The 12,117-nt window shown below is 66.5% G+C and carries 10 protein-coding genes and 1 pseudogene; 4 read left to right on the top strand and 7 right to left on the bottom strand.

Annotated elements, in window-relative coordinates; genetic code table 11:
- From Q1V87_RS14905 to Q1V87_RS14885, 5 genes are all read right to left on the bottom strand, one after another.
- A partial coding sequence (locus Q1V87_RS14905) for an SDR family NAD(P)-dependent oxidoreductase (RefSeq protein WP_300594590.1) occupies positions 1 to 149 on the bottom strand: 149 nt, incomplete at its 3' end.
- A gap of 101 nt (positions 150 to 250) precedes the next feature.
- Positions 251 to 1,855, bottom strand: coding sequence for a low temperature requirement protein A (locus Q1V87_RS14900; RefSeq protein ID WP_300594587.1), 1,605 nt, complete (start codon positions 1,853 to 1,855; stop codon positions 251 to 253).
- 166 nt (positions 1,856 to 2,021) lie between these two features.
- Complete coding sequence (locus Q1V87_RS14895; protein ID WP_300594584.1) at positions 2,022 to 3,449, bottom strand: FAD-dependent oxidoreductase; 1,428 nt, start codon at positions 3,447 to 3,449, stop codon at positions 2,022 to 2,024.
- A 52-nt stretch (positions 3,450 to 3,501) separates the two neighbouring features.
- Positions 3,502 to 3,879: a cupin domain-containing protein gene (locus Q1V87_RS14890; protein ID WP_300594581.1), complete on the bottom strand. Its 378-nt coding sequence runs from the start codon at positions 3,877 to 3,879 to the stop codon at positions 3,502 to 3,504.
- Between the two features lie 10 nt (positions 3,880 to 3,889).
- Positions 3,890 to 5,203 carry an aspartate aminotransferase family protein gene (locus Q1V87_RS14885; protein ID WP_300594578.1) on the bottom strand — a complete coding sequence of 438 codons (1,314 nt, stop codon included), beginning with the start codon at positions 5,201 to 5,203 and terminating at the stop codon, positions 3,890 to 3,892.
- On the opposite strand from Q1V87_RS14885, the gene Q1V87_RS14880 reads away from it, so the two are divergent.
- On the top strand, positions 5,138 to 6,802 hold the full coding sequence (locus Q1V87_RS14880; protein ID WP_300594575.1) for a PucR family transcriptional regulator ligand-binding domain-containing protein: 1,665 nt from the start codon (positions 5,138 to 5,140) through the stop codon (positions 6,800 to 6,802). The two genes, Q1V87_RS14885 and Q1V87_RS14880, sit on opposite strands and share 66 nt — an antisense overlap.
- 14 nt (positions 6,803 to 6,816) lie before the next feature.
- Here Q1V87_RS14880 and Q1V87_RS14875 read toward each other — a convergent pair whose 3' ends face one another.
- Both Q1V87_RS14875 and Q1V87_RS14870 read right to left on the bottom strand, forming a co-directional pair.
- Positions 6,817 to 8,337 carry a CoA-acylating methylmalonate-semialdehyde dehydrogenase gene (locus Q1V87_RS14875; protein ID WP_300594572.1) on the bottom strand — a complete coding sequence of 507 codons (1,521 nt, stop codon included), beginning with the start codon at positions 8,335 to 8,337 and terminating at the stop codon, positions 6,817 to 6,819.
- A gap of 106 nt (positions 8,338 to 8,443) precedes the next feature.
- Positions 8,444 to 9,178 carry a sulfite exporter TauE/SafE family protein gene (locus tag Q1V87_RS14870; RefSeq protein ID WP_300594569.1) on the bottom strand — a complete coding sequence of 245 codons (735 nt, stop codon included), beginning with the start codon at positions 9,176 to 9,178 and terminating at the stop codon, positions 8,444 to 8,446.
- Here Q1V87_RS14870 and Q1V87_RS16325 point away from each other — a divergent pair.
- From Q1V87_RS16325 to Q1V87_RS14855, 3 genes and pseudogenes are all read left to right on the top strand, one after another.
- Positions 9,084 to 9,848: pseudogene (locus Q1V87_RS16325) on the top strand (FAD-dependent monooxygenase); the annotation flags it as partial. The gene Q1V87_RS14870 and the pseudogene Q1V87_RS16325 sit on opposite strands and share 95 nt — an antisense overlap.
- 176 nt (positions 9,849 to 10,024) lie before the next feature.
- A complete protein-coding gene (locus Q1V87_RS14860) occupies positions 10,025 to 10,570 on the top strand; it encodes an FAD-dependent monooxygenase (RefSeq protein ID WP_300594563.1) in 546 nt (181 codons plus the stop codon).
- A 39-nt stretch (positions 10,571 to 10,609) separates the two neighbouring features.
- Entirely contained in the window at positions 10,610 to 12,094 is a 1,485-nt protein-coding gene (locus Q1V87_RS14855; protein ID WP_300594560.1) for a hypothetical protein, read from the top strand.
- Positions 12,095 to 12,117 lie beyond the last annotated feature (23 nt).

The following is a 12,117-nucleotide window of genomic DNA, read 5'->3' as shown; positions in this document are numbered from 1 at the left end:
ACCTGGACTGCAGGGACACCGTCGAACGTCGTGCGGGCAGCCGCGGGGTCGCGCACCACCGCGAACACTCCCCACCCATCGGCGGCGAGTTCACGCGCGACTTCCGCCCCGATTCCGCGCCCCGCTCCGGTCACCACAGCCGTGGGCATCCGCGCCACCCCGCTCTCTCGCTCAAACAGACGATCCTGCGCCGGGTGCTGGGCAGTGTCGCCCTCGTTGCGTGCCATCATCGCACGACGCAGCGCCGATGTCAGTCCCTCTGCTGGGGCGCCTGCGTCCGCTGCACGAGGGCGACAATGGCGGCCGTCACGGCGAGCGCACTGGCTGCGATAGCCAGTGCGGGAAGCGGAGCCACTGCCTGCGCGAGCGGGATCAACACGACCATCACAACGGCCGGAATTGCCACCGCTCCCGCTCGCGGGGTGGCGCTGACCCATGCGGAGATCGCGATAGTGGCAATGACGCAGGCGGCCCCGGCCATCAGCGCGATCGCACCGAACCAGCCGAACGGTTCGCTGTCTGCGACGTGCGCCATCGCCTCTTCGATCCCCAAGGCTGCGATGATCACGCCCGCGACGATCGCCGCATGACCGTAAGAGTAGACATCCCGGGCCATGACAACCTGGCGCCCCTCGGATCTGCGCTCGAGCTCGCTCTCGCCCCACGGTGCGAACCGCGTGAAGTACGTCCACCACAGCAGGATCGACAGCAGCAAGGCGAGAACTGCACCGATGATGACGGAGGCCGAGATCGGTTCACGCGCGACTGCAACGCCGATCGCAACGATGGACTCGCCAAGCGCAAGGATGACGACCAGGCCGTGCCGTTCAGCCCAGTGCGACGGGCTGTGCAATCCCCAGCCGCCGCCTGAGCGCGAAGAGAGCCGAGTGACGAGCAGGTCGTAGGCAAGGGCACCGAGCCAGATCCACAGCTGGGCCTGCCCTCCGATCACCGCTCCGATCACGAGGGCCGCAACCGACGGAATCATCGCACCACCGAGAAAGACGATGATCTGTCGCCGCAACGCCACGTCTTCGCCGGCGCTCAGCGCGTAGAGCGCAACGTGCACGAGACGGACCACGGTGTACGCCAGGGCAAGCACGAGCGCCGCGGTCGGCGCGCCCTCCGCTGCGGCGAAGGATTCGGGGATGGCCAGGGCGATCACGAACACCGCAGCCATCGCCACCGACATCCCGACGATCATCACGGGCTGATCCGCAGGTGCGCGATTGGCCACCCACGCGAATCCCACCCACGTCCACCACAGCAGCCCGAGCACGACCAGTCCCTGCAGGAGCGCCTGGGCATTGTGGCCCTCGACCATGAAGGCCGAGACCTGCGTGAACGCGAAGACATAGACCAGGTCGAAGAACAACTCGAACGTCGTTACCCGACCTGCATCGCCTCTCGCAGGCCGAAAGGAGACACGCAGTCCGCGGCTCCACGGCGCCGAGCGCGGTGGGGAGGGAGAAACACTCATGAGCAACCTTTCATCATCCCGTGAGTCTGCCGACGGCGCATGACACCCACACCAGGTCAGCGACCCGGCGCGCCCAGTCCGCGGGGTCGCGCGTCCGGCGACGTGGAACGAGTACCAGGACCCCGTCAAGAAGCTCGCGGCGATCTCGACGTCGGCGTCAGCGGTCAGGTCACCCGCCGCTCGTCCCGCGGCGAAGATCCGACGAAGGCGCTCTCTGCGGGGGCCAACGATCAGCTCCAGGTAGGAAGCGCGAACGTGCGGATCGAGCCCATCGCTGAGCATCAAGCCGGCCAGGGGCAGCGCCCCGGCGGCGCTGATGCAATGCGCGAAGTGCTCCAGCTCAGCAACGAGGTCTGAGTACGGGTCCTCAGTCACGGCTGGCGGATCCACCTGAGCGAGCAAGCGGCACCGCGTCGTACCGTCTCAGCCATAGAGCGACCGTACGCGCCGTCTGTCAAGAGTTTTTCGACGACCGTCACAAAACAGTTGAACTTTATCGCGATGCCCCGTCCACCCCGAGAGGAGTTCTCTCCGCCCGACGTCAGGAGTCGAAGCCCACGCCGAACAGTCCTGCGAGCTTCAGCAGAATCCCGTCTTTCCCGCCGTTGCGGTCCGACTTTGCTACGGCTCTGCGCATCATTTGGATGAGGGGGTAGGCCAAGGGCTCCGGCGGAATCGGGATCGGGAGCCGGCGCGACATCTTCAGCCTCGTGCGGTCGGTTTCGCGACCCTCGAGCAGGTCGAGCATGACATCAGCTCCGAACCGCGTTGCTCCGACGCCGAGCCCGGTGTAGCCCGCGCTATAAGCGACGCGCCCACCGCGAGCCGACCCGTGGAATGCGACGAGCTGGGTGGACATGTCGATCGCGCCACCCCATTTGTGCGAGAACCGGATGCCGGATAGTTGCGGGAACGTGCTGTAGAAGTGATCGGCGAGCCGCTCGAAGGTCTCGGGGCGTTGGTCCTGCGCCGCCTTCACACGCCTGCCGCGGTGGTAGACCGCGTCATACCCGCCGAACAGAATCCTGTTGTCGGAAGACTTTCGGTAGTAGTGGAACTCGCGCGACGAGTCGGTGATTCCGTGACGCTCGGTCCAGCCGATGGCGGCGAGCTGGTCGGCGCTCAGCGGCTCAGTCATGAGCACATAGTCGTAGATCGGCACCGTGAACAGGCGCAGTTCGGGCAGCAGCGACGCGAACACGTTCGTGGCAAGAGCCACCCGGCTCGCGCGGATCTCGCCGTGCGCAGTCTGCGCGACCATGACATCGCCGTCGGTGCGCAGGCGGGTCACCCGCGTGTGCTCGGAGATCTCGACGCCAAGACGCTCGGCGGCCGCAGCGAGCCCCCACGCGAGCTTGGCGGGATTCACGTACGCGACGCCGTCGGTTCCGAACATCCCGGCACGGTAGAGGGGGGAGTTCCCCCGCTCGCGAAGGCTCTCGCCCTCGAGGAAGGTCTCGTTCGCGGAGTGCTCCGCGGCCTCTCGAAGCCAGCGGATCTGATGAGGCTCGGTGGCCACCGTCAGGACGCCGGTCTCCTCCCACTCTGCGTCGATGCCATACCGCTCGATCGCCGCGCGGATTTCTGCGAAGTTCTCGTCGGCTAGCCGGTTCAGCACCGGCATCTCGTCAGCGAAGTGCAGCTCCCCATTCTCCGGTCCGTGGGTGAGGCTTGCTTCGCAGAAGCCACCGTTTCGGCCGCTCGCAGCCCAGCCGATGCGGTTTCCCTCGACGAGGACGACACGCCGCTTCGGGTCGCGCTCCTTGGCGATCAGTGCTGTCCAGAGCCCGGCGAATCCTCCGCCCACGACGAGCAGATCGGTGGACACCCGCCCCGAGACCGCACCGCGCGGATCGGGACGATCGGGGTTGTCGAGCCAGAACGGGGTGGTGGATGCCTCGGCCAATGCACCACGAATGGTGCCGAGGTCAGTGCGGATCTCGTGGCCATACGCCGTGGGAGCGCTCATCGGCATCCTCTTTCGGTGGTGGTCGAAGACCCAGCCGCGGTCGCGCGGAGGATCATGGTTCCGGCTCGATATCCCGCAGGATGTAAACCTTTCGAAGCGCCACAGGCACGTGCCACCGCGTCAGCATCCCCGTCTCGAGCCGGCACAGGGAGCCGGCTCGCAGCTCGATCGTTCGCGTGACCTGTCCGTCCTCCCCGATGAGTTCGACAGTCGCGTCACCCGAGACGACGACGAACACCTCGTCAGCCTCGATGTCGCGCATCGAACCGGCAGTCATCTCCCAGATCCCGACCGTGGCGCCGCCGACCACAGCAACATCGATGAAGCCCGTGCTGGGCTCTCCCTCGAGTCGAAGATCGTCGGACACGTGAGTTCCCGCGACGTGCAGAGCCGTCACATCGACCGGCTGGAAGGGCTCGAGCCGTGTCATCGCCGTCTCCTCAGCCGAGGCGGCTCAGCGCCGCGTCGATGATTGTGAGGCCCCGGTCCAGCTCCGACTCGGTGACGACGGCCGGCGGCACGACGTGGAGGCGGTTCTCGGCGAAGAATCCGAGCAGGCTCTGGTCGAGAAGATCCTTCTTGAGGGCTGCCATCCGGTCGGCGCCGAGGGGCTCGCGCGTCTCGCGGTCGGCGACGAGTTCGACGGCCCAGAAGACGCCGCGACCGCGCACCTCACCCACCACCGCGTGACGGTCGGCGATCTCGCGCAGGCGGGGACCCAACACATCCGTTCCCATGCGGGCGGCATGCTCCACGATCTTCTCGTCGGCCATCGCCTCGATCGTCGCGACGGCTGACGCAGCGGCGAGCGGATGACCGGAGTAGGTGAGGCCGCCGGGGAACACCCGGTCATCGAACGTGCGCGCGATCGCATCCGAGATGACCACGCCTCCCAGCGGCACGTACCCGGAGTTCACGCCCTTCGCGAAGGTGATCAGGTCGGGCGTGACATCGAAAGCGTCGAACGCGAACCACTCGCCGGCGCGCGCAAACCCCGCCATCACCTCATCGAGGATCAAGACGATGCCGTAGCGGTCGGCGATCTCGCGGACTCCGGGGAGGTATCCGGGCGGCGGAACGAGCACGCCGGCGGTTCCGGGGATCGTCTCGAGCAGAATCGCTGCGATGGAGTCGGGGCCCTCGGCCTGGATGGTTCGCTCGAGGTGGCGGAGCGCTCGCTCGCTCTCCTGCTCAGGAGTGGTGGCCCAGAACTCCGTGCGGTAGAGGTAGGGCCCGAAGATGTGCACGTGCCCGCGCGAGAACTCGTTCGGAATACGGCGCCAGTCGCCGGTGGCAACGATCGCAGCGCCGGTGTTGCCGTGGTACGAGCGGTAGGTGGAGATGACCTTGTCACGCCCCGTGAAGAGCCTCGCCATCCGGATCGCGTTCTCGTTCGCGTCCGCGCCGCCGTTGGTGAAGAACACCTTCGTGAAGCCCTCGGGGGCACGCTCGAGGATCAACTCAGCGGCGCGCGCACGAGTGGCGTTCGCGTGAGCCGGCGCGACTGTGGAGAGCTGCGCCGCCTGCTCCCGGATGGCCGCGACGACCCGCGGATGCTGGTGGCCGATGTTCACGTTGACGAGCTGGCTCGAGAAGTCGAGGTAGCGGCGACCGTCGACATCCCAGACCTCGCTGCCGCTCCCACCGGCAAGCGGCAGAGGAGCGAGGGATCGTTGCGCGGACCAGGAGTGGAAGACGCTCGATCTGTCGCGTTCGCTGATGCTCGCGTTCGTGTCGTCAGGAGTGAGAGCCATACGCCTAGTGTGCTCCGCGGAGCCGGCTCGCGTCGTTCACAATTGTCGTACTGCGAACTCTTCGATCGACAGATTGGCACGACAATTCCGACGACACTGCGCTCCCTTCTTGCTGTTCGGGCGTTCGGTCTGCGCGCCGTGGGGGAGCTTGATGCTGCTCACCTCGACCGGACCATCTCGTGGGTGCACAACTCCGACCTCCCCGATCCCACGCCATGGCTCGAACCCGGGCAGCTCCTGCTGACCGACGGCGGGCAGTTCGCCGGACCGACTCCGACCTCTCCCGAGGACTACTGCCGCCGGCTCCAGCAGCGCGGGTTGGCGGGATTGGGGTTCGCCACCGACATCATCCATCCGGCGGTCCCCACCCAGCTCATCGACGCCTGCCGACGCCACGAGATCCCCCTTATCGAGGTACCCGGCACGACGCCGTTCATCGGCATCATCCGACACGTCGCGGATGCCGAAGCCGCCGATCGTAGCGCGCGACTGTCGTGGACACTCGAATCACAACGAGCCCTGGCTCGGGCAGCCGTGCGCCAAGACGGGCTCCGCGCGATTCTGCGAACCCTCTCCTCCCGGCTTGGCACCTGGGTGGCGCTTTTCGATGCGGCGGGACGACCCCTCAGCCTGCCGGGAATCGCTGAGGTTCCGGCATCCGTCGAGACTGCGATCGTCGAGCGGGCCCGGATGCTGCTGCGCAAGTCGACACCGGCAAGCATCCGCGTCGCCGAGCCCCATGCTGCGACGCTGCAGACGATAGGTCAGAGCGGGCGACTCGGGGGCGTCCTCGCCGTGGGAGCCGACACCCCGCTGGACTCCGCCCACAGTGATCTGGTCGAGTCGGTCATCGCCCTGGCGAGCATTGCGCTCGAGCAGCAGCGAGCAGTCTCGGACGCGCGCCTGCGGGTGCGGACCGGGGTCATCGAGCTGTTGCTGGCCGGCCGCGCAGAAGAAGCTTCCCGGTCAGCGACGGCGCTGTGGGGACGGATGCCGACGCCGCCGCTGCTGGCAGGCCAGGTCGCCGGGTTCACCGGCAGTCAGTCACTTCTCGACGAGCTTGAGCTTTCCGCAACGGCGGAACCGGGCATCCTCTTCTTCGCGGAACGTGAGGAGGATCTGCTGATCCTGGTTGCTCGCGAGGGACTCGCGGGGGTCGCTGAGCTGCTGCAGAAGCATGACGCAGCCGCGGGCTTCGCCGAGCTCCATCGATGGGAAGAGCTCAGCCGTGCGCTGGCCGAGGCAGCCCACGCCGCCGGGCAGTCGAGCGAGCCCGGGGTCATCGAGTTCTCCGCGATCGCCGACCGCGGCGTGATCGGAATGCTGCGAAACAACGGCGGTCCACTCGTCGCCCGCCGCATGCTCGCGCCGCTCGATCAGCTAGCTCCGGCGCACCGTGAACGTCTGCTTGCCGCGGCAACTGCCTGGTTCGCCGCCAACACCGCGTGGGACCCGGCTGCCCGCAGCCTCGACATCCACCGACACACCCTGCGCGCCCGCATCGATGAGCTGGGAGAACTCCTCGGCCTGGATCTGTCGACCTTCGACGGTCGCGCTCAGCTATGGGCGGCGATGGAACTCTCCTCCGCCGGACACTGAGAGGCGACGCGTCCTCAGGTGTTCTGCGGGAAGCCGAGGTTGATTCCGCCGTGCGTGGCGGGGTCGAGCCAGCGCGCGGTCACCGCCTTCTCGCGCGTGAAGAAGTCGAACCCGTGAACGCCGTAGGCCTTGGCGTCGCCGAACAGTGACTTCTTCCATCCGCCGAAAGAGTGGTACGCGACGGGAACCGGGATCGGCACGTTGATACCGATCATGCCGACCTGCACCTCGTTCTGGAATCGTCGGGCTGCGCCCCCGTCGTTCGTGAAAATGGCAGTTCCGTTGCCGAACTCGCCCGAGTTGATCAGCGCGACTCCCTCTTCGAAGCTCCCGACCCGCACGACCGAGAGGACGGGACCAAAGATCTCTTCGGTGTAAGCACGGCTGGTGGTCGGAAGGCCATCGATGAGCGTCGGCCCGAAGAAGAATCCGTCCTCGTGCCCCTCGACGACGAGCGAGCGACCGTCGACGACGATCGTCGCACCATCAGCCTCGGCGATATCGACGTATCCGGCCACCTTCTGGCGGTGCTGGTCGGTGATGAGCGGCCCCATGTCGGGTTCGGCATCGCCGGTCTGCGCTCCGTTGCCGACGGTGAGCCGCGCGATGCGGTCCGTGATCTTTGCGATCAGCTCATCGGCGACGGGCTCCACTGCGAGCACCACACTGATCGCCATACACCGCTCACCCGCTGCGCCGTAGCCGGCATTGACTGCCTGGTCGGCAACGAGGTCAAGATCGGCATCCGGCAGCACGAGCATGTGGTTCTTGGCCCCACCGAGCGCCTGAACCCGCTTGCCGTTACGGGCGGCGGTCTCGTAGATGTACTGCGCGATCGGCGTGGAACCGACGAAGCTGATGGACTCGACGGTGGGCGAGTTCAACAGCCCGTCCACGGCCAGCTTGTCGCCCTGCAGGACGGTGAAGGCGCCGTCGGGAAGGCCCGCTTCCTTCCACAACCCCGCGAGCCAGAGCGCGGCCGACGGGTCCTTTTCGCTGGGCTTGAGAACGACGGCGTTGCCAGCGGCGATGGCGATGGGGGCGAACCACAGCGGCACCATCGCGGGGAAGTTGAAGGGGCTGATGACACCCACGACACCGAGGGGCTGCTTGAGGGAGTAGACGTCGATTCCGCTCGAGGCGTTCTCGGAGTACGCGCCCTTGATCAGGTGCGGAAAACCGGTGGCGAGCTCCACGACCTCCTGGCCGCGCAGGATTTCACCCATCGCGTCGGAGAGCACCTTGCCGTGTTCGGCGGTGATGATCGCCGCGAGCTCCGGCTTGCGCGCGTTGAGCAGCTCACGGAAGGCGAAGAGCACGCCCTGTCGCTTGGCGATCGACCACGACGACCACTCCTCGAAGCCGCGTCGCGCCGAGGCAATGGCGGCGTCAGTTTCGGCCTGGTCAGCGAGCCCGACGTTAGCTGCCACCACGCCCGTAGCGGGGTTGAAGACGGGGGCTGTGCGGCCGGATGTCGACGCCGTCGGTGCGCCGTCGATCCAGTGCGGGATGGTCGGGAGGTCGAGTTCAGCCATGCCGTCAGGTTAGGTCACCTGCCAGGACAAACCGATCGACAATCTGTCACGACAGACCGGCGCGAATGCCACACCGGCACGCGGAGTCGTCGCCTCGTAGGACCCCTCAGATCAGGAGGTACACGGCTCCCACGACAGTCAGGACGATCACGATCTGCTCGAAGAGGCGTTGACTGATCGCAGCCGCGATCCGTCGTCCGACCAGCGCACCGATGACCACCGCGGGCACGAGGATCAGATCGATCAGCAGGCCGTGCGGCGTGATGAGCCCGAGACCGATCGAGAAGGGGACCTTCGCGACATTCACCGCGGCGAAGAACCACGCAGCGGTCCCGAGGAACACCTGAACGGGCAACCGTGCCGCGAGGAAGTACATCGACATGACCGGGCCCGCCGCATTTGCGACCATCGTCGTAAAACCGCCCAGCACCCCGTAGAAACCCGCAGCCACCGTGCCCGGAGCTGCGTCGGCATCCGTGCGGGATCGCCGCCAGAGGGTGACAGCGATGACGACAAGCAGGATGACGCCGATCGTGCGCCTCACCCACTGATCCGACGCAAAGGCGAGGAAGAGCGTGCCCACCAAGATCCCAGCGATCACCGTCGGGATGAGCCGCAAGAGAGCCCGAACGTCGGCGTGACGCCGGTAAGCGAGCAGCGCCAGAGCGTCACCCACGATGAGTAGTAGCAGGATCGTCCCGGTGGACTGCTTGGCCGGGAGTGCTGACGCGAAGAGAACCACAGCGATGGTCCCCGCTCCCGGCAGCGCGGCCTTCGACAGTCCGATAATGACCGCGCCGGCCGCAAGCGCGACCCACGCGAGCGCGCTCAGTTCGGGCACGGCAGGTCTTCAACGGTCACGATCGGCACGCTACCGGAGGCTCGCGCCCTGCACTTCGCATCCGTGGCGGGCGCAGGTGCATGCCGGGAACTCCTCACTGCACGCCGAAGGGCCCCTCTTGCGCGTCGCCACGGGAGTCGGTACATTTCGAATCCGAACCATAGCTCGGATTCGAATATTCGCGCTGCGTATACGCGCGCAACCGACGGCCGCTCAGAGAGGAAACGCCATGGCAGAACCGATGAAGATCCTGATTGTCGGCGCCGGCATTGGCGGCCTGACCACCGCCTCGGCCCTTGCCCGAATCGGCGTCCACGTCGACGTCATCGACGTCAAGCCCGACAACAGCGTCGCCGGGGTCGGCTTCGGGCTGCGGATCAACGGATTGCGGGCGCTGCGAGAGATCGGCCTGCTGGATGACTTTCTGAAGCTCGGGCACCCTGCTCCGGGGATCGACAACTACGACGCCGAGGGCAACTTCCTGAGCAACATGAGCTACGGCACGCAGGACGAAGGCCTCCCGGGGTGCGTGACGATGGCACGCGTTGCCTTCCTCGAGATGGCTGCCCAGCATGCCCTCGACAACGGCTGCACTATCCGGATGAGCACGACCGTGACGAATCTGGAGCAGGACGAGAACACCGTCTCCGTCACCTTCAGTAGCGGTGACCGCGGCGATTACGACCTCGTCCTCGGCTTCGACGGCATCAACTCGCAGATTCGACAGGATCACTTCGGCGAGAAGTACGCTCCGCGGCCGGTGGGCGGTGTCGCGTGGCGCGCGGCGCTTCCGAACCGGCGCAAGCTCATGCAGCCGATCATCTGCCAGGGTATGGCGGCAAGATCATGCTCACTCCCCTGTCAGAGGACGCGATGTACATGGTGCTCACCGTGGCCGAGGAGGGGCGCCCCCGCTACGACTCGAACAAGATGGCCGAGATCATGCACGATCGCGCCGTCGCGCTCACCCGCGGATCCGAGTTCCTCGCAGACGCGCTCGAGGACGTTCGTCATTCCGAGAACGTCGCGTACACGCCCTACTCGACAGTATGGGTTCCGTATCCGTGGTTCCGAGGCCGCATCATGATCATGGGTGACGCCGCACACGCGATGACGCCCTACCTCGGATCCGGCGCAGCGATGAGCATCGAAGACGGAGTCGTCCTCGCCCAGGAACTCGCGAAAGATCAGCCCCTCGTCGACGCGCAGATGAACGTCATGAAACGTCGCCTGCCGCGCGTGCGAGCCGTCCACGATCGCTCGATTGAGTCGATGCTCGAGGAGTTCGACTCGGTGACGCCGGAGACCTACCGCGCTCGCGTCGATTATCTCCGCCACGACGAGCCCATCGCGAACGAGTACGCCAACCGCCTGCTGCGGATGCCGTACTGAGCGCCCCGCATCCACCCCGTCACAACCGAGGAGACCCGCGTGTCGCATCCTGACGAATCGTCCCCTGCTGCCACCGCCACACCCACCGCTGATTCTTTACACCGAACGTTCATCATCGACGCCGCCGACGAGAGCGCCTTCCGTGCGCTCAACGGGGTGGGAGGCATCCCCGGACCTGTCGACGCCTACCCCCAGTTCCCCGACATGACGCCCCTGTGGCGTGAGGGGGGAGTGACGGTGGTGCGTTCCTTCGACTGGCTGTCGCGCCTTGACACCCGCAACAACCCGACGAGCCTCTTTCCCGACTGGGATGCCGATGTCAACGACCCTGCGAGCTACAACTTCGCAGCCACCGACCAGTGGGTGGAGGCGGTGCACTCCATCGGGGCGCAAGTGATGTTCACTGTCGCAAGCTCCATCCCCTCGAACAAGCTGCCTGCAGAAGACCTCGAGGTATACGGACAGGTCGTCGAGCACATCGTGCGTCATTACTCGCAAGGGTGGGCCGGGGGCCCCGCCACTCCCATCCGCATCTCTGAGTTCGGCGACCAGCCCGACTTCGGGCCGCTGCACTTCGCGGGAGAACCCGAAGAGTTCTACGAGATGTACCGGGCGTTCTGCGAGGCGGTGCACCGGGTCGATCCGTCGCTGACTGTCGGGGGCCCGGCTACCGCGTTCCCTCTCGACGGCGACGCACCCTACCGTGAGGGCTTCCTCGAGTTCGTGCGCACGAACGATCTGCCGCTCGACTTCTTCTCGTTCCTCTGGTTCACCGACGGAAGCCGCGACCCACTGGACTTCCGATACGTGTCGAATCAGCTGCGCGCGCTTCTCGACCGTCATGGCTTCACCGACACCGACCTGACCCTCAGCTACTGGAACTACCTCGCCGTTCCCAGTAGCAACGCGCCGGCGGCCGAAAAGGGAGCCTTTCAGGCAGCGACGGCGATCTACCTGCAGGACACGGTCATCGACCACGCGTTCTTCTTCCGCGCTGACAGCGGGCTCGACCCGCACTACGGCTTCGTCGACCCCGCCGGGGTAGGAGCTGCCGACGGAAGCCCTGACGAACGCTCTCGCGCGCTCGCGATGGCCGGACGCACACTGTCGGGCAGCCGGCTTGCCGTCACCGGCGCTGACGAATCCGGGCTGGCGTGTGCAGCAAGCCGCGACGGCGACGTCGTGCGTGTGCTTGTCGCCAACTACGTGGCCCCCGACTCAGCGCTGAGTCCGCGTGCCGAGGACCGGTTCACGTTCCGCATCCCGATCGGGGAGCATCGCATCGATCTCGGCCTCACACTCCCCCCGCAACGTGGTGAACTGGCGTCAGCGGGAGTGACCTCGGCCCGCATCCAGGTCACGAACCTCCCGTGGGCAGGACGCTCCGTCAGCGTCACACGCACGTCGGTGTCAGGAGCTGTCGACGGGCCTTACGACGCGGTGGTCTCCGAGACGGGCGAGCTCGAGGTGGACCTCGACCTCGCGCCGCAGTCAGTGTTCCTCGTCGAGGTCGAGGCGCGGTAGAGCCGCCGCCCGGGTGGTTACAC

The sequence above is a fragment of the Microbacterium sp. genome, from assembly GCF_030149085.1.
GTDB lineage: Bacteria > Actinomycetota > Actinomycetes > Actinomycetales > Microbacteriaceae > Microbacterium.
Note: the sequence above shows the minus strand (reverse complement) of the source record. Positions and strands in the feature narration are given on the sequence as shown.

Bases quoted from the DNA above. Each gene is read 5' to 3' on its own strand.
- Q1V87_RS14895 (WP_300594584.1), bottom strand. From the start codon at position 3,449: ATGAGCGCTCCCACGGCGTATGGCCACGAGATCCGCACTGACCTCGGC.
- Q1V87_RS14890 (WP_300594581.1), bottom strand. From the start codon at position 3,879: ATGACACGGCTCGAGCCCTTCCAGCCGGTCGATGTGACGGCTCTGCAC.
- Q1V87_RS14885 (WP_300594578.1), bottom strand. From the start codon at position 5,203: ATGGCTCTCACTCCTGACGACACGAACGCGAGCATCAGCGAACGCGAC.
- Q1V87_RS14875 (WP_300594572.1), bottom strand. From the start codon at position 8,337: ATGGCTGAACTCGACCTCCCGACCATCCCGCACTGGATCGACGGCGCA.
- Q1V87_RS14860 (WP_300594563.1), top strand. From the start codon at position 10,025: ATGCTCACTCCCCTGTCAGAGGACGCGATGTACATGGTGCTCACCGTG.